This window comes from Pseudomonas sessilinigenes (genome assembly GCF_003850565.1).
Classification (GTDB): domain Bacteria; phylum Pseudomonadota; class Gammaproteobacteria; order Pseudomonadales; family Pseudomonadaceae; genus Aquipseudomonas; species Aquipseudomonas sessilinigenes.
Genome location: NZ_CP027706.1, coordinates 200,783 through 216,983 on the forward strand (window position 1 = coordinate 200,783; position 16,201 = coordinate 216,983).

Annotated in this window: 23 protein-coding genes and 1 tRNA gene; 17 read left to right on the forward strand and 7 right to left on the reverse strand. The window is 59.2% G+C overall.

From position 1 onward, the window contains the following. The first annotated feature begins 2 nt into the window (after window positions 1-2). The 3 genes from C4K39_RS00850 (at window position 3) to C4K39_RS00860 (ending at window position 1,255) form a co-directional block, all read left to right on the forward strand. Window positions 3-365, forward strand: a complete 363-nt coding sequence (locus tag C4K39_RS00850; protein ID WP_124345444.1) for a hypothetical protein — start codon at window positions 3-5, stop codon at window positions 363-365. Window positions 366-600: 235 nt separating this feature from the next. Then, window positions 601-885 carry a hypothetical protein gene (locus C4K39_RS00855; protein WP_124345445.1) on the forward strand — a complete coding sequence of 95 codons (285 nt, stop codon included), beginning with the start codon at window positions 601-603 and terminating at the stop codon, window positions 883-885. Window positions 886-889: 4 nt separating this feature from the next. Next, entirely contained in the window at window positions 890-1,255 is a 366-nt protein-coding gene (locus tag C4K39_RS00860) for a hypothetical protein (RefSeq protein WP_124345446.1), read from the forward strand. A gap of 65 nt (window positions 1,256-1,320) precedes the next feature. Here C4K39_RS00860 and C4K39_RS32030 read toward each other — a convergent pair whose 3' ends face one another. Continuing rightward, the gene (locus C4K39_RS32030; protein WP_164487260.1) at window positions 1,321-1,431 is read right to left on the reverse strand and encodes a SymE family type I addiction module toxin; all 111 of its coding nucleotides are present in this window, start codon (window positions 1,429-1,431) and stop codon (window positions 1,321-1,323) included. Window positions 1,432-1,514: 83 nt separating this feature from the next. Between C4K39_RS32030 and C4K39_RS31650 the strand changes: the two genes are divergently transcribed. From C4K39_RS31650 to C4K39_RS00880, 3 genes are all read left to right on the forward strand, one after another. Further along, entirely contained in the window at window positions 1,515-2,852 is a 1,338-nt protein-coding gene (locus C4K39_RS31650; RefSeq protein ID WP_178083947.1) for a VENN motif pre-toxin domain-containing protein, read from the forward strand. An 8-nt stretch (window positions 2,853-2,860) separates the two neighbouring features. Further along, a complete protein-coding gene (locus tag C4K39_RS00875; RefSeq protein WP_124345448.1) occupies window positions 2,861-3,211 on the forward strand; it encodes a hypothetical protein in 351 nt (116 codons plus the stop codon). Between the two features lie 249 nt (window positions 3,212-3,460). Continuing rightward, complete coding sequence (locus tag C4K39_RS00880) at window positions 3,461-3,673, forward strand: hypothetical protein (protein ID WP_124345449.1); 213 nt, start codon at window positions 3,461-3,463, stop codon at window positions 3,671-3,673. Between the two features lie 965 nt (window positions 3,674-4,638). On the opposite strand, the gene C4K39_RS00890 is transcribed toward C4K39_RS00880, so the two are convergent. The 3 genes from C4K39_RS00890 to C4K39_RS31935 all read right to left on the reverse strand — a co-directional run bounded on the left by C4K39_RS00890 (window position 4,639) and on the right by C4K39_RS31935 (window position 7,010). After that, the gene (locus C4K39_RS00890; protein WP_124345451.1) at window positions 4,639-5,232 is read right to left on the reverse strand and encodes a DUF4291 domain-containing protein; all 594 of its coding nucleotides are present in this window, start codon (window positions 5,230-5,232) and stop codon (window positions 4,639-4,641) included. An 84-nt stretch (window positions 5,233-5,316) separates the two neighbouring features. Beyond that, window positions 5,317-5,778, reverse strand: a complete 462-nt coding sequence (locus tag C4K39_RS00895; RefSeq protein ID WP_124345452.1) for a hypothetical protein — start codon at window positions 5,776-5,778, stop codon at window positions 5,317-5,319. A 5-nt stretch (window positions 5,779-5,783) separates the two neighbouring features. After that, window positions 5,784-7,010 (reverse strand): PAAR domain-containing protein, encoded by a 1,227-nt coding sequence (locus C4K39_RS31935; protein WP_124345453.1) that lies wholly within the window; start codon window positions 7,008-7,010, stop codon window positions 5,784-5,786. 436 nt (window positions 7,011-7,446) lie between these two features. Between C4K39_RS31935 and C4K39_RS00905 the strand changes: the two genes are divergently transcribed. The 5 genes from C4K39_RS00905 (at window position 7,447) to C4K39_RS00925 (ending at window position 11,409) form a co-directional block, all read left to right on the forward strand. Further along, window positions 7,447-8,007, forward strand: a complete 561-nt coding sequence (locus C4K39_RS00905) for a YbhB/YbcL family Raf kinase inhibitor-like protein (RefSeq protein ID WP_068576218.1) — start codon at window positions 7,447-7,449, stop codon at window positions 8,005-8,007. An 87-nt stretch (window positions 8,008-8,094) separates the two neighbouring features. Beyond that, window positions 8,095-9,843: a vWA domain-containing protein gene (locus C4K39_RS00910; RefSeq protein WP_124345454.1), complete on the forward strand. Its 1,749-nt coding sequence runs from the start codon at window positions 8,095-8,097 to the stop codon at window positions 9,841-9,843. A gap of 37 nt (window positions 9,844-9,880) precedes the next feature. Beyond that, window positions 9,881-10,462, forward strand: a complete 582-nt coding sequence (locus C4K39_RS00915; RefSeq protein WP_124348305.1) for an RNA polymerase sigma factor — start codon at window positions 9,881-9,883, stop codon at window positions 10,460-10,462. Further along, complete coding sequence (locus C4K39_RS00920; protein WP_124345455.1) at window positions 10,459-11,154, forward strand: hypothetical protein; 696 nt, start codon at window positions 10,459-10,461, stop codon at window positions 11,152-11,154. Before C4K39_RS00915 ends, C4K39_RS00920 begins: the two co-directional genes overlap by 4 nt. A gap of 72 nt (window positions 11,155-11,226) precedes the next feature. Beyond that, the gene (locus C4K39_RS00925) at window positions 11,227-11,409 is read left to right on the forward strand and encodes a hypothetical protein (RefSeq protein WP_124345456.1); all 183 of its coding nucleotides are present in this window, start codon (window positions 11,227-11,229) and stop codon (window positions 11,407-11,409) included. Window positions 11,410-11,427: 18 nt separating this feature from the next. Here the strand turns inward: C4K39_RS00925 and C4K39_RS00930 are convergent, their stop codons facing one another. The 3 genes from C4K39_RS00930 to C4K39_RS00940 all read right to left on the reverse strand — a co-directional run bounded on the left by C4K39_RS00930 (window position 11,428) and on the right by C4K39_RS00940 (window position 12,945). Next, complete coding sequence (locus C4K39_RS00930; RefSeq protein WP_022643479.1) at window positions 11,428-11,889, reverse strand: hypothetical protein; 462 nt, start codon at window positions 11,887-11,889, stop codon at window positions 11,428-11,430. Further along, the gene (locus C4K39_RS00935) at window positions 11,873-12,724 is read right to left on the reverse strand and encodes a hypothetical protein (protein ID WP_068576208.1); all 852 of its coding nucleotides are present in this window, start codon (window positions 12,722-12,724) and stop codon (window positions 11,873-11,875) included. Before C4K39_RS00935 ends, C4K39_RS00930 begins: the two co-directional genes overlap by 17 nt. A gap of 144 nt (window positions 12,725-12,868) precedes the next feature. Continuing rightward, window positions 12,869-12,945, reverse strand: a tRNA-Arg gene (locus C4K39_RS00940). A 188-nt stretch (window positions 12,946-13,133) separates the two neighbouring features. Here C4K39_RS00940 and C4K39_RS00945 point away from each other — a divergent pair. From C4K39_RS00945 to C4K39_RS00970, 6 genes are all read left to right on the forward strand, one after another. Further along, window positions 13,134-13,676, forward strand: a complete 543-nt coding sequence (locus C4K39_RS00945; protein ID WP_225926549.1) for an RNA polymerase sigma factor — start codon at window positions 13,134-13,136, stop codon at window positions 13,674-13,676. 118 nt (window positions 13,677-13,794) lie between these two features. After that, complete coding sequence (locus C4K39_RS00950) at window positions 13,795-14,022, forward strand: RebB family R body protein (protein WP_031321382.1); 228 nt, start codon at window positions 13,795-13,797, stop codon at window positions 14,020-14,022. 24 nt (window positions 14,023-14,046) lie between these two features. Next, window positions 14,047-14,679 carry a hypothetical protein gene (locus C4K39_RS00955; RefSeq protein WP_225926550.1) on the forward strand — a complete coding sequence of 211 codons (633 nt, stop codon included), beginning with the start codon at window positions 14,047-14,049 and terminating at the stop codon, window positions 14,677-14,679. Between the two features lie 139 nt (window positions 14,680-14,818). Continuing rightward, complete coding sequence (locus C4K39_RS00960) at window positions 14,819-15,322, forward strand: hypothetical protein (RefSeq protein WP_124345457.1); 504 nt, start codon at window positions 14,819-14,821, stop codon at window positions 15,320-15,322. Window positions 15,323-15,425: 103 nt separating this feature from the next. Continuing rightward, entirely contained in the window at window positions 15,426-15,740 is a 315-nt protein-coding gene (locus tag C4K39_RS00965) for a RebB family R body protein (RefSeq protein WP_068578913.1), read from the forward strand. Between the two features lie 56 nt (window positions 15,741-15,796). Continuing rightward, complete coding sequence (locus tag C4K39_RS00970) at window positions 15,797-16,111, forward strand: RebB family R body protein (protein ID WP_068578911.1); 315 nt, start codon at window positions 15,797-15,799, stop codon at window positions 16,109-16,111. The last annotated feature ends 90 nt before the right edge of the window (window positions 16,112-16,201 follow it).

Here is a 16,201-nt window from a genome sequence, read left to right on the forward strand (position 1 = left end):
TTATGTTGTCTAAGTTAAAGTGGATAATTCAAGCTTTGGCTGTTCCAGCAGCTGAGCAGGTGCGTCTATTTCCGGGCTTTGTTAATGTTGCAGACGAACTTGCATTGATTTGGGAAGAGGTCTTAGATGGTCGTGAGTTTTGGGAGTCTATGGTGTCTGCAGATATTGTCTTAGCAGTTCGAAAACTAGACGATAAAATTTTATCTATTAGTGGCGAGTCTAATTCGCAAATTTGGGCTGAGAAGGCTTTGTATGAGTCTAACCACTGGGAGGAAATAAGAGGGCTGGCTGTAGTGGTGGCTGAAAAGATGAACTGGCCTATTAATTCGCCTGGAGCCGCTGAAGGTATCTATATCGGGCCATAAAGGGAAATTGCTGTGCGGCAAAAGGAACTGCAACGGTTAGAAGTGAGTTGACTCCTGTATTTAAGGGCGCTGATACAGGCTTAAATTCAATTAATCCCGTTGTCTCCAACAATAGAGGCAGGATTCAGGGGCAGGGTCTTGATCCAGACAAAGGAAAGTTTGTGTTGCATGAAAGTCAGGCGGTAGTTTAGTTGGAGAAGTCCTTGAGTGGGCCCTGAAAAGGGTTGACCCACTGATGGTGTCAGGACAGAAGAACCCCGATTTCGTGTTTGTTGATGGTCCTTATGCAGGTAAAACTGTGGACTTCATGTGGACTGATGCTGCCAAGTCTGGGCAGATAAACCAGTTTTTCTCCAATAATGCTGTGCAAAACCAACGGCAGCTAATTCTTCATGTTGAAAAGGCTGATATTGTTCCGCTGGACTATAGAAATTTAACCCCCGCCAACCAAAATATGGTTAATTCATGGATTAAGGGGCTCGCTCCTGAGCAACAGAGCAAGATTCTTATTTTGAGGTGATTTTATGGCGATGTTTATTTCTATTGGGGAAGGTGGTGGGCCGCCAGGTGCTGGGTGGTCCACTTCTGGCGGGGTTTTTGACTGTGTTGTTGAAGCCACAAGAAAATTATTCAAAGATGACGAACATTGCTGCCTGAAAGCAATATATACGCCTCTTGATGAGCAGGGGCAGAACTTTATTGTTTTGGATTATGTGGATGTGAGTTGCTTTAACCTGTTTTATTCTTATTGCAATAGGGCGATGGAAGAGTTCCCTCTTTCAGAAAGGGCAAAGATTGTTCCTGAAAGCCACATTCCTGGAATTCTATGGAACTGGTCAGAGGTTCTAAGGAGCATGAGGGAAGACCCTAGATATAGAGAGTCGCTGTAAATAAGAAACCCCAGCAATGAGCTGGGGCTTTTTCTTGTCTGCGATTTACCGCTGCCGCGCTCGCTTCACTCCGCCGTAATCACCAAACAGCCCTTCATCACCCGCACTTTCACGCGCTCGTTCACTTCAAACCCCGCCTGGCGTAACCACAGCCCGCGTAACCTGATCCAGGGCACGGGGCAGGCGGTAAGCCCAGGCCCAAGGTAACTCGGCAATAGCGGGCGCCGCAGGAGCGGCAGGTGGAGAGCTGGCAGCTCGATTGATCACCCAGCAGTTGTACGGCACCAGCGATACCAGCTCCCTCAGCGAAGAACAAAAGCAGACAGTGGCCGCGCTATCGACGTTAGCCGCTGGGCTCGCGGGGGGAATTGCCAAGGGCGATAGCGCGGGTGCTATTGCGGGTGCTGGGGCTGGCAAGAATGCTGTGGAGAACAACTTATTAGCGAATAAGTACGGCGTCGACAAGTTGAATGAAGCCAGCTTGGTAGCGCTTCATGAAAAACTGGTGGCCGCAAAAATCGGCGGTATGAACGACTTGCAGGACAAGTTTTCTGCCTGTGCTGGAGATGGAGGTTGTGAGCGTGCGGTACGCAATGAGTACCGGCAGAGGGAAAAAGAGTCTGGAGAAAACCTGGTTGCGTTGTATCAGGCAGGAGGACTAAGCCAAGAGGAGTTGAATCTTCTTTTTGGAAAATATGCACGCATCATGATGGAGGGTGCGAAAGAAGGGCAATTGAGTTCGGGTTGGGGCGGGATTCTTGGAGATATCTATACCCTCAACGGAAATGACTGGACTCCCATTGGAACCATCAGCAACCCGTATCTGGCTCTGGTCAGAAGCAGTGAGCAGATTGCCGAGTGGAAAAAGCAGGGTTTAAGTGACGAAAAAATTCGTGAGCTATCTCTTAAGGACGGTGTTATCAGTTCGGTCCTGGCTCCCGTAGATGTTAATGGTGTCACGAACCTACTAAATAATGGCGCCTCAAAGGAGGAGCTCATCCGGTTTGCCATGATTGCCGCTTTTGGCAGGGCGGCCAGTGGTAGCAGTAAGCTTTCAAAGGTTACAGACGGATCGAGTGGATCTGGGGGGCAAGCGACAAAAGGACCTGCAACGCCTGGACGTGAGTTGACTCCTGTATTTAAGGATACTGATACAGGCTTAAATGCAATTAATCCCATCGTCTCTAACAATAGAGGTAGGATTCAGGAGCTGGGTCTTGATCCAGACAAAGGAAAGCTTGCGTTGCATGAAGGTCAGGCGGCAGTTCAATTGGGGAACTCCCTGGGTGGAACCCTGAAAAGGGTTGACCCACCAACAGTACCAGGACAGAAGAACCCCGACTTCGTGTTTGTTGATGGGCCTTATGCAGGAAAGACTGTGGATTTTATGTGGACTGATGGCACAAGGTCTGCTCAGATAAATAAATTCTTCTCAAATAATGCCTCTCAAAATCAGAAACAACTAGTTGATCAAATAGGGAAGGCAGACATTGTTCCGCTAGACTATAGGGATTTAACCCCTGTTAACCAAAGCATGGTTAATTTATGGATAAAGAATCTTACTCATGAACAGCAGATCAAGATTCTTATTTTTTGAGGTGACCCATGGGTATGTATATTTCTATAGGTGAAGGTACTGGCTGGTCCGCTTCCGGCGGGGTTTTTGATTGCATTGTTGAAGCGACAAGAAAGCTGTTCAAAGATGATGAGCAGTGTTGCCTGAAATCAATCTATACGCCGCTTGATGAACAGGGACAAAGTTTCATTGTCTTGGATTATGTTGATGAGAGTTGCTTTAACTTGTTTTATTCATATTGCAAGAAAGCAATGGATGATTTTTCTCTTTCGGAGAGAGCGGAGCTTATTACAGAGAGTCGCGTTCCTGGAGTTTTATTTGGGTGGTCTGAAGTTTTAAGGATTATGCGGGAGGACCCTCGATACCAAGAGCTTTTATAAACCTAGCCCCAGTACTGCCGAGGCAATTTATTTTCACAACGTTGTAATTACCAAGCAGCCCTTCAATACTCTGGATTGGGAGCTGCAGAGGATACGAGTCTACTATCTATGCTTGGTAGTATGGTGGGAGATTCTCAAAAACATAAAGGTATTGTATGGCGAGAGATCCTAAAACAGGTTCTCTTGAACACTTCTTGTATTGCGCGATGGAGCATAGTGTTGGCGCTATTTTTTAATTGGTAAATAATAATGAAAACTCTAGGATTTCTGTATGAGAAATTCTTTTGCAAACCTATAGATGAAGACGGGGCTGTAGAGATAGCTGGATGGCTGGTGATCATTGATTTTAGGATTTTTCTTATTCCTCTTGAATATTGTGATGACTATAAGTCTGGCGAGAAAATTGAGTTTTTTGAGTCGGATTTTATGCTCTCTATAGTGGATAAGATTCTTCCGTTATGAGGAGGGCAGTTTTATTTTGCATAAGGCAAAAGTTATAGGTTTATTGCTTGGGTTCAGCCCGCCTAAAATAAGCCAGTTAACCTTGTAAAAGGCCGTTTATGAGCGAGTATAAGATTGGGTCGTCATCTGGCATAAAAATATACGAGTTGGTCTTTGGGAACCGCGAAAGGTAGAGCAAGTGAAGCATGATATGCTATCGAATAACTGCAGGTTTACAGCTTCTGAGGGGCGTGTTTTGGGTTATATAGATAGCAGAGGTTTATATCTTTAGGGTAATCATCGGCTGGTCGAAGTCCAGGGAGTATATAGAAATACAGGAGGCGATTTATTTGTCGAGCTGTTGTTGAAAATGACAGTTGGATTCAAACAGCTAGTGCGCCTGCTGGGGCTAGATCTTTGCCGACGAGAAAGTGATAGTTTCATGAAAAAGAACTTAATATACGTCAGGATGTTATCTTTGGTTCTACCATATATAAGGAATATCCAGTCTTTGGGTGAGAGAGTAAAAGGCAAGGACCAGTCATGTTTTTTTGAGGCGGAGTTGGTGCACAACCTTACAAATAGTTTGTTGGATTCTGAATTTTCTGAGCATGATATATGGTTTCTTAATTATCAGGCTAAGAGCTATTTAGAGAACTGTAGCGACCGGATATCGCCTAATTATCATGAGCACTTGAAAAGCATAAAGTCTCTTTTTGAGCTTGTTCCTGACGAACTTAGAGGTAAGTTGTTGTGGGCTGGACCTGAAGATAGATGTTGAATGGTAATAGCTTGACTGGAAAAGAGAAGGGCTTGTTTTTCCCTTACAACTGCGTCGCAACTGTCAGGTTATACATCGAAGGTAGACGGCAGGTTCAGAAGCAACTATCGGTTATCACTCCAACGCCGCCCGAGGTGGCGCTGACGACAATGCTCGACGAGCTGCAAACGCCCATGCCGATCGCCGGCCTGGCGCGCCAGGCGGTTTACGCAGCAGGGCCCGCCATGGGGTATTCGCGCTCCTGGGGTAGCAGGCGCCGCGCCTCTTCCAGGTCGCCAGCCAGCACCCGCTCATGGATGCGATGCGCCAGCGGCGTGACGTCGCTGATGCGCTGGATCCACTGGTTCACGTACAAGCCCACCGCTTCCTGGCCAAGGCCGATCTGGATGGCCCGGTGTTCCTGGGGCCGCAGGTGCAGGTCGCGTTCCGGGTCCCACTGGATGCGCACCGGCGACTGGTCTTTCAACTGCAACCATTGCTCCTTGCTCATCCCCTCCTCGGCGTGGCTCGGGCAGCTGTGGGCCAGGGCCCATTCGAAGCCTTCGCGGCTAATGTCGATGGCCAGGATGCGGCTCTGCCCAGCGTCTTTGAAGCCCCAGCCGGCGCGATACATCATCCAGAGGAAGGAGGGCTTTATCCAGGTCATGCGCTCCATCTTGAACGGTGGCGAGACGAAGGTGCCATGGGCCAGCGCCGCATCGGCAATGCTTGCCGAGTAGGCCTGGTAGACGCGCAGGGTGCTGGCGTCGTAGACCGCCCGGATCTGGCGCAGGGGGGTGTTGTCGGCTGTTGCAAGCATGGTGTTTCCTTGTGAAAACGGGCGGCTGAGTGGCCGCCCGTGATGCGCCATGTGCTGTTGCGCGGCATCCAGGCACAAGGGTGTTCAGCGGGAATGCTGTATCAAAAGAATGTCGCCGGTCGCCGCGTCGATATCCACCCTGAACATCGCCTGGTCGCGTTGTCGGCTGAACATGCAGGTGAAGACGCTAGGCGAATCCTGCGGGAACTGTTCGAACCAGGTGTAGACGCCGGTCTCGAGCTGGCCATCGATCAGCAACTGGTCGGTAATCCGGATCTGTTGCTGGCGGTCGCCGGAGACCACGTAGAGGGTCGCGGCCATGCCCGTGTCGTCATCGTTCCACAAAATGGCGAGGTGTTGCCGATCCGGTATCACGATCGCCAGCAGGCCGCGGCTGTTGGCCACGCTAAGGAGCTGTTCCTGCCAGCGCCAGCGTGCCTCGACGACCAGGCAAGGAGACCACCCGAGGGCGATCATCCGGTCCACTGTCATGTTTTCGTCGATGACCTTGCCGTCTTCCCGGATGCGTTCGAAATCACTGATCACAATTTTCACTCCACAGGCAGCGCTTTAGGCGTGCCGACTATTTTCACAAGCCTGTCACCGAGGAACTCCACTTGTCTCACCCCGCCCTTGTAGTTCTCCAGCGGGCCGGTGATGCCACTGTGAATCTTTTGCGGGGCGGTGGTCTCGACGGTGATCACATAGGACACGTCTGGCTTGAATCGCTCGAGGATCACCAGTTTATCCCGGGCATAGGCCTGGTTGGGAACCGCATCGGGGGTGGCGAATCCGCCGAAGAACTTTTTGCCCTGCATGATGCCTTCGGCCTGGCCCTTGGCGACCACCATCTGGTATTGCGTTCCTGGCGGCACTATCTCGGTCTTGACCAGAGTTCCCTCCAGCCACGCTGGCAACTCCTCCTTGGCGATCATCACCTTGTTGACCTCCGAGGCCGTGCGCACTTCCAGTACCTGCGACTGGTTGGCCAGTCGCGCGGCGTTGCGCTCCGCACTCATCTTGGCCATTTTCGGCCCGGCGCCGAGCAGCGCCAGGCCGGCGATACCTTGCAGCAGGTCACGGTAGCCTGGGCCGAGCTGGTCGCCGATTTGGCCGAGCAATTCCATGCCGCCATAGATCGCGGCGCCCACCGCCACGGTGGTCAGCAGGGCTGCCGCACCAGCCATGGCCGCCAGCACCAGGGCACCTGCGGCAGCGACCAGGCCCAACACCTCCAGGCCGGTATGCAGCCAGCCCTCGATATCCAGCACGAACTCCACCTGCAGCGTCGGGCCACCGATGAAGGTGTCCTGGCTACCGGACTTGATGTGTGCCCCGCAGGTCATCTTGCTGGTCAGGCGCGCCGCCGGCTTGCCGTTGATGTACACGGTAGCGCTGCCTTCGGCGATGGTGACCGGGAGCGGCCAGGGCGGATGCCCCAGGGGAAAGCCGGTACAGGAACTCGATACATCCTCACCGGCCCGCATGGCGTTGCGCAGGTTGACGAAGACATTGGGGCTGCCCCTTATGAGCTCGCCGGTGGTTGGCTCGGGCAAATCGAAGATGGTCGACAGTCCCTTCACCAGTTGGAACATCGACAGGCCGCCAGCGGCGACCGAACCCGCCAGGATCACCACCGCCAGGCCGCCCGTTGCGGCAGTTGCCGCGACGATGGCTGCACCGATGAGAGCCCCGGCGACCGCGCCGGCGATCATCGCTGCAACTCCGAATCCATGGGCGATTTCATCGCCAAACCGCGCTGCAGCCTGTACGTCCATGTTGAGGCTCCGTCCTTGGTGCTCCAAGCACCTTTCCTGGGCCATTGATTGTCGTGATCATCGGATTATCGAAGAGCGGTCCGGGGGCAGCAAGTCCTGGACGTCGTCCTGCATTTGCCAATGCAAAGCGCCATCGCGTCGACCAGGGCTCGCCAGTGCGCAGGCAACGCTAGCGGGCCAATACCACCAGCCGTGGGGATGGCGGGAGATTCACGCGGCTGATGAAACCCTGCTTGAGGAGCGCTCTGCGCCTGGTTACCGGCTGGGCCCCGGTGCCCAGGGTGGTTTTGGCTGGAAAATTCCGCATTTTTTAATTTACAACCACCCCCGCACTCAAGCTCAATCTCCCACCGCGCCTTGCGTGAAGGGGCGCATTCATTTACTCCGGCTATAGTCTGGTGCTCACCCCGCTTTCATCCGCAAAAGGTGCTTTCGTATGTCTCGCTTTGCCTCCCGCAATACTTGGCTGGCCGCTGGTGCCGTGCTGTTGTGCCTGCAACTTCCCGTGCAGGCCCAGGAGCGTTTCACCCTGAATGTGCCCGGGGTGTCGGATGACCGGCTGTTCACCACTGGCAATGCCAGTGATGCCAAGGGCTGTGGCGGGCATAACAACTCCCCGGCGCTGAGTTGGACCGCCGGCCCTGCCGGAACCTTGAGCTACGCCATCGTCATGCATGACCCGGATGGCGCCAAGGGCCAGGGTGTCGATCACTGGGTGCACTACGGCATCAAGGCCAGTACCCGGCAGCTTCCGGCCGGCGCCGGCACCAAGCCAACCTTGGAAGGCCTGGCCGGTATCAACAGCCGCAACAGCACCACCTACATGGGGCCGTGCCCACCGGTGGGCGACAGCGCCCATCACTACATCATCCAGATCTTCGCCCTGGACCTGCCCCCCGAGGCCTTGCCTGCCGGGCTGACCCGCGCCCAGCTGCTGGAGAAGATCAACGGTCACGTACTGCGCAATAGCAGCGTGGTGCGCCGCTACTCGCGCTGAAGTTTTTTTCAGGGGGCTTAACCCGAATCGCCAAGGCGCTTCGTCTGAAGGGGGGAATGGATCATTTCTTCCCCGAGGTCAGCCCCCATGTCCCTTCCTCTGCATTTCCTTCGCCCGGCCACCCAGGGTTTCGCCATCGCTGGCCTGCTGTTGGCGATTGCCGGTTGCGGCGTGTCGTCCAAGCCTGATGCCACTGCGGAGGCTGCGGCCCAGGGCACGCTGCAGGCGGCGCCTGAGGCCCAGTACGAGATGCCGCGTGCCGATACGTCCCTGGCCAAGCGTGGCCTGCGCCCGGTATCGATGATCGCGCCCATGCCGGCGCCGGCGGTGTACCGCGAGTCATTCCAGGCCTACCGGGACGAGCCGCGCGAGCAGTACCAGGCCCTGCCGGACAACCCGATCCACAGCGTGGCCGAGGCCCCGGTATCGACCTTCAGCGTCGACGTGGACACCGGCGCCTACGCCAACGTCCGCCGCTTGCTCAACCAGGGCAGCCTGCCGCCCGAAGGCGCGGTGCGCCTGGAAGAACTGGTCAACTACTTCCCCTACGACTACGCCTTGCCCAGCGATGGCTCGCCCTTCGGCGTGACCACCGAGCTGGCGCCCACGCCGTGGAACCCCCATACCCGCTTGCTGCGCATCGGCATCAAGGCTTCGGATCGCGCAGTGGCCCAGTTGGCCCCGGCCAACCTGGTGTTTCTGGTGGATGTCTCCGGCTCCATGAACCGCCGCGAAGGCCTGCCCCTGGTCAAGAGCACCCTCAAGCTGCTGGTGGACCAACTGCGTGACCAGGACCGGGTATCGCTGGTGGTCTATGCCGGTGAATCGCGGGTGGTGCTCGAACCCACCTCCGGCCGCGACAAGGCCAAGATCCGCAACGCCATCGACCAACTCACCGCCGGAGGCTCCACTGCTGGCGCCTCGGGCATCCAGATGGCCTACCAGATGGCCCAGCAGGGCTTCATCGACAAGGGCATCAACCGCATCCTGCTGGCCACCGACGGTGACTTCAACGTCGGGGTCAGCGACTTCGAGAGCCTCAAGGCCATGGCGGTCGAGAAGCGCAAGAGCGGCGTGTCCCTCACCACCCTGGGTTTTGGCGTGGATAACTACAACGAGCACCTGATGGAGCAGCTGGCCGACGCCGGCGATGGCAACTACGCCTATATCGACAACCTGCGCGAGGCGCGCAAGGTGCTGGTGGACCAGCTCAGCTCGACCCTGGCGGTGGTGGCCAAGGACGTGAAGCTGCAGGTGGAGTTCAACCCGGCCCAAGTCAGCGAATATCGCCTGCTGGGCTATGAGAACCGGGCGCTCAAGCGCGAAGACTTCAGCAACGACAAGGTCGATGCCGGGGAAATCGGCTCGGGGCATACCGTCACGGCGTTGTATGAAGTGGTTCCGGTGGGCGAGAAGGGCTGGCTGGAGCCGCTGCGCTATGGCCAGGCCAAGACTTCCGCCACCAGCGGCAAGGCCGATGAGCTGGCCATGCTGCGGGTGCGCTACAAGGCGCCGGAAGGGGGCAGCAGCCGGTTGATCGAGCGGCCGATCAGCACCCAGCAGCCGACGGAGCTGGCCAAGGCCAGCCCCGACCTGCGGTTTGCCGCCGCCGTGGCGGCGTTCTCCCAGCAGCTCAAGGACGCTCGCTACACCGCGGATTTCAGCCTGGCCGACACCGCCAAGTTGGCGCGGGGCGCCAAGGGCGATGACCCCTACGGATTGCGTGGTGAGTTCGTACAGCTGGTGGAGCTGGCGCAAAGCCTGCAAACTCAAGCCCCCAAAGATCGGGCGGCCGATGCGCTGGGCCAGCATGCCGTGCAAAGCCGCCTTGAGTAGAGCCATGACGAGCAGTGAACAGGAGTTCCAGCGCCCTATGTCTGCTCCCCATCCGTCCCCCGACGCCAGCAGCGACGAAGCGCTGCTGGCGCGTTATCGTGCTGGCGAAGGTGCGGCCTTCGAACTGCTGTACCAGCGCCATCGCCAGGGCCTGTACCGCTTCCTGCTCGGTTTGTCCGGCAAGGCGGAGCTGGCCGAAGAGGTCTACCAGGAAACCTGGCTCAGCCTGATCCGCAGCACCAGCGGGCCATCGGGCCGGGCCAGCTTCCGCACCTGGCTGTACCAGATTGCCCGCAATCGGTTGATCGACCACTGGCGCAAGCACGGTGTGCGCAACCCACTGCACGACAGCTATGACGAACAACTGCATGCCGAGGCTGACCAGGCCCCTGGGCCCGAACAGCAATTGAGCCTGTGCCGCGACCGGCAGCGCATCGAGGCGGCCCTGCAAGACCTGCCCGAAGACCAGCGTGAAGTGTTCCTGCTGCGGGCCCACGGCGAGCTGGAATTGCCGCAGATCGCCAGCCTGACCCAGGCACCTTTGGAGACGGTGAAGAGCCGTTTTCGTTATGCACTGAAAAAACTGCGTCGGCTCCTGGCCGAGGAGGTACTCACATGACTGACGCCCGACAGACCCCATCCGCCGAGGAGCAGATGCTGGCCCATGTGCGCGAGCACAGCGCGATGGAGCCGCCGGCCCATCTCGACGCCCTGATCCTGGCTGCTGCCCGCCGCGAGGCTCCCGCCCCCCGTACCGGGTGGTGGCAGCGCTGGCTGCAGGCCTGCCAGCGTCCGCGTTACCAGGTGGCCTTTGCCAGCCTGTTCGGCGTGGCCTTGATCATCGCTATGGTGCAGCGCACTCCGGAGCAGTACCCGACCCAGGTCTTCGCCCCGGCGCGAGCCCCGGCCCCGGTGCCTGCGGCAGCCAAGGCCAGGCCCCGGGCGATGGAACAGGCCGAGATGGCCCCGGTACCGGCTCCAGCTCCAGCCGAAGCATCCGGTGCCCTGAGCGCTCCCGCCCCGGCGGCGCCCACCAGCAGCTTCGCCATGGCACCGCACATGAACCGGCTGGAGGAACGGCTCGCGCAATCGGACGTCCCCACCGAGGCCCATGCATCGCACCTGGCCAAGCGCATGGCCGCGACGCTCGGTCCGAGCCCCATCGAGCGGCTGGACCCGGTCCTGAAGGAGGTATTGCGCCTGTGGGACGGTGGCCATAACCGAGAGGCGGCCGAGCTGTTGCTCAAGCTCTATGCCGCCTACCCGGACGAGGACCTGGACAGCCGCTTGCACGCCTTGCGTCGGCGGTGAAGCACAAGGATTGGCCCTCAAGGCGGAAAACGCGCACTATCGTGGCCGTTTCCAGAACTTGAGAGGCCGTCCATGGCACCTCGCATCGACCGCATTGCGGCAATGTTGAACTGCCCGATCAAGGGCGCACAGATCCGTCAGGCCATCAAGGAGAGTCGCAAGGACTTCGACCTTGAACAGGCCGAAGAGGACGATGCCGAAGCGCTGGCGCCGCAGGCCCAGGCAGACCTGCCGAAGGCCGACGAGGCTCAATGAACCCGGCAGCCTGAACCTTTAGGAAGGCATGGCAGGCAGGTCGAGGAACTCGGCGCAGGCGCCATCCGCGCTCATGCGCCGGGCCCGCTCCGGCAGCAGCCGATGGTGGTTTTCCACTTGCCAGCGATACCAGCTCAGGCGTTGGACGATCCGCCGCTTGCAGGCCGGCGGCAGTTGCCCCAGCAGGTCGGCGCTGCCAGGCGCCAGGTGGGCTCGGGTCGAGTAGTAGTTGAACAGGTTTTCCCGCAGGCCGAAGCAGTCTTCCAGGGTTTGCTCGATGCTGTAGGCGTACAGCTCGAAGCTGGCACTGAGCTGCTGCGCGCCGTCGGCGTTGTCGCGCAGGTAGCTGAAGATTCCCGGCCAGTTGATGCAGTACAGGTGCTCATCCCAATCGCCGTCCCGGGTCAGGTACTGGCCCTGGCCACGAAAGAACTGCAGCACTTCCTGGCGCTCCAGCGCCTCTTCAAAGTTGCTTTTCATCTTGTGTTCCCTTGACCTGGGCAATGCTCACAGATAGCGCCACGCATTCGATCACGCTGTCGAAGCCGATCTCCAGGCGCACGTAGTAACCGGGGTTCAAGCGCGTGAGCTGGGTGCGCATGGGCCCATCGAAGCGTGTGCCGCTCATGGCCAGCTCGCTGATGCCCAGGATCTCCAGCACCAAGCGGCAATGGCTTGGCCCTGGCGAGCTGTTCCAGCTGGCGGGCAGCCGTTGGCGGGGCAGCTCCCCGGACAGGGCCAGGTGCAGTCGCTCGCCGTGGAACTGTGGGCCGGGCGTCTCCAGTTCGTAGGGCGTGGCGGCGAGGCCGAATTGCGCTTTCCAGGCCTCGGGGTTATCGACGCTGAACAGCCAGTCACGGCTGCCGCGATCCCGTTCGGCAATCTCCTGGCATTGCTTGAGCGAGGGCAGCTGCGCACGGGCCAGGTCGTCGTGCCACAGCTCGCGGGCAGCACGCAGCAGGCGCTGGAAAAAGTCGCGGCTATCGATCACTCGCTCCGGCCAACCGCTGGGCCACTGCGGGTCCTCGTAGTCGTCCTCGGGCGGTTCCCAGACCTGCCCGAAGTCGTAGTGCGCATCGGCCACGGCCGCTTGCAGCGCCAGGACCCGCTGCTGCCGATGCCGGAAGTTCTCGCGCACATCGTCCCGCGCCAGGCAATAGCGGCGGATCAGCTGCTCACGGTCGTCGGGATCATTGGGGTCATAGCGGCTCAACTCGGCATCCAGCGCCTCGGGCATGCGGTAGCCGGTGAAACAGGCGATCCAGCTCTGCAAGGTTGGCTGGTACGGTTGGTCGAGCAGGGGATGGCGCAGCATCGGGACCTCCTGTCCTGGGGGCGAGGAATGTAGCAAGTTGCCCACCGCCTGGGCAGGCCCGGGTGGCCATGCCCTTGTCGTCCGGCCTTGGCCGGGCCAACAAAAAAGCCCCGGGCCATGGGCCTGGGGCTTTCTCGTTGAAGCTGGCGCACTCGGCGGGATTCGAACCCACGACCCCTGCCTTCGGAGGGCAGTACTCTATCCAGCTGAGCTACGAGTGCAGTGCGGGCGACATCATACCTATGTCCACCCGGGGCGTCCACGCTGGTTTTCATGCGCGTGTGGTTGCCGGTCGCGATCCCCGGAAACCCCGGGGCCAGCGGTAGTTTTTCCCGCTGAACCGATCTTCTGCCCCGGCGCACCCTGCAGCCATGTCCGTGCAATCACGGGGCACAGGGAGGTGCGGTAGATGAACTGTTCCATGCAAGGTGGCCTGGAGGCGGCGCTGGCCGATCATCTGTTCGAGTCGAGCTGGCGCGCGGTCCTGCCCGGTTTGCAGCGCCGCGCCCGACAACTGGCCCGGGGCAATGCCGATGGCGCCCAGGAATGGCTGGCGGCCACGGCGATCAAGGCCTTGTTGTTCTTTCGCCGCTCGCCGGAGCGGATTCGCGACCCCCAGGGCTTCCTGTTCCTGGTCCTGGAGCATGTGTTTCTCGACAGTTGCCGGCGACGAACCCGGGAGCAGCGGTTGTTCGTCGACCTGGCCGACTTCGAGCAGGACCCGGTGCAGCAACTGGAGGCCCCGCAAATATCGGTGCTCGAGCATGTGGAGCTGCAGGAAGCCCTGGTCCAGCTCAGTCGCAGGGTCGCCAAGCTGTCTTTCAAGAAGCGCAGGCTGTTTGAGCTGAAGTTCATCGAAGATCTGCCCTACCCGCACATCGCCGCCGAGCTGGGTATCAACCAGCCCCTGGCCCGCAAGCATGTGCAATTGCTGCGCGAGCAACTGCGCTGAAGCATGACGAGGATTCACAATGGGCCTGCCGGAGCGTTTTCTTTCAGTGAGCCTGTTTTCGACGCTGTAGCCGGCGCCGCCGCCCCTGCGGTGGGCCATTCCATCTAAGGAGAGATGTATGCCAGATCCCATGGTCAACTCGCAGATCACCGATGCCGTCACCCAGACCAACGTCAAGGTGGTGGCCGAGGCCCCCGCCCAGTCCATTGCCTCGCTGTACCAGGTGGCCAGCCATTCCGCGGGCTTGTCGTTGCAGAACGCCGTCAACAGTCAGCAGGCGCTGAACCAGATCTCCAATGCGGTGGTGTCCAAGGCCGTGGCCCTGATCATGGCGATCGGCGAGTAGGGCTGATGGCCCGGGAGAAGCGTCATGGCTTGGTTCAAGAAGAAAACCCCTCGCACGGATGAAGTCGGTGCAAAACCCGAGCCCGTGATAACGCTGGAGCCGGGCCCGGAAAAGGCGCCCGACCCGGTGCCGCCGCCTGAGCCGGCACCGCAAGTGCCGCCGTCCACGGGCGGCGACAAAGTCTCGATCATGGGGATGTTGAACGATCAGTTGCTCAAGAAGGCCAACAACCCGGACACCGGCAACACCTCTGCCTTGAACAGCCAGATCGTGCAGGCGGTGCAGTTCACCAATGCCGAGGCCTTCAGCTATGCCCCGGCGCAGATCGCCGTGCCTCCGGACATGATGATCAGCCAGGCGGCCGGTCTGGTGGCGCAATCGGCCGCCGGATACTTCGATGGGGTCAGCAAGCTGGCCCTGGCGGCCCAGGCGGTGCTGATCAAGCAGATGACCGAAAACATCGTCAAGGAAAACGTCACGGGGGCCGCCGAAGATGCATTGGGCGTGCTGGCCACCGACCTGATGGTGGGGGCGGCCGCGGCGGTGGCGGCTGCCGCGGGGGCCATGGAAGCCGATGCGGCGGCCGGGGCCATCGACAAGATCGATGCCAGCATCGCCAAGTACGCCGATACCCTGGCCAACCGTGCATCATCCTGAACATCGCTCCCCGGGCGCGCAAGGCACCCGGGGAGGTTGTGCTGGGGCCCCGCGAGGCCTCTTTTTTCATCCTGGGCGCTGAAGTCCGACCCACCCGATACCCAGTGCTTCAGCGCCATTCATCGACAAGGAGCATGAGATGGCGAATGAAGACCTTAATGCGTTGGAAATGATCCAGCGTTTTGCCGAAGCCTACCTGAAACGTCCGTTGACCCAGGTCGAAAGCCAGGTGCTCGATGCGTTCATCCGCGACAAGCCCCTGGACTTTTCCCAGAACGCCCAGCAGAGCGTCGAGCAGGCCCGCAAGCAGGCCATGGAACTGATCCGCTCCGACAGCCAGCGCACCCGCAGCATTCTCGACCAGGTGACCAGCCCCAGGGCCACCGACAGGGCCGACCCCCAGGCCCGTGAGTTGGTGCTCTCGCAACTGCTGGCGGCCATCGCGGCCCAGGGCCAGGCGGCGCCAGCCCCGCCGGAACCCGCCGGCCCGGTGAACGACCCCACGCTCAGGGCGATGGTCAGCGCCATGGTGCAGGCCGAGGTGAAGAACACGGTGGAAAAACAGCTGGCCGAGCTCACGCAAAAGGTCGAGGAGGTGCTCAGGCAGTCCAGTCCCGGCAATGGTCGCCCGGGGTCGCGCTGAGCCGGCTCGGGCGCGGCTTTCGGGGCCGGTTCACAGGCCATGGCCTGCCACGTTCACTCAATGACACGGAATGCTCCGTGTATCAAACAAAGGAAGTTGAGCCATGCCACTTGTAAATGAACAAATCACCGATGCCGTCACCCAGACCAACGTCAAAGTCGTCGCCGAAGCGCCGGCCATGGCAATGGGCACCATCTACCAATCCATGGCCCAGGCCACCGCGATCCTGTTCCAGAACTCGGTCTCGGCGCAGCAGCAGCAAAACACCCTGGCGCAGGCCGCGACCAACCAGGGCGTGATGCAGATCTACAGCGTCGACACCACCGCCGGTGCCGCGGCAACCGAGAAGGTCGCCCAGGGCGGGGTCGCCGACAACCTCACCAGCCTGCTGACCGTACTCAAGTCCTTCCAGGTCTGAAGGCCTGACGGCTTAGTCCCCAGTTGAGTTCATCTTGCTAAAAAAATGGAGTTTTTATGAGCACAGTTAGTCCGCAAATCACCGATGCCGTGACCCAGAGCAACGTCAAGGTGGTCGCCGAGGCACCCGCCGTAGCCATGGGCACTGTCTTCCAGTCTATGGGCCAGTCCGTGGCCATCCTGTTCCAGAACTCGGTTTCGGCCCAGCAACAGCAGAACACCCTGGCCCAGGCGGCTACCAACCAGGGCGTAATGCAGATCTACAGCGTCGACACCACCGCCGGAGCGGCCACCACCGAGAAAATCGCCCAAGGCGGCGTGGTCGACAACCTCGCCAGCCTGTTGACCGTGCTCAAGTCGCTCAACAGCTGATTGTTCCTGGCGGCATGCCAACGCCCCCGTTGCCAGCAGGCAGCGGGGGCGTTGTCTTTATGGCGCAGCAATGACGTTGATCCGAAAGTT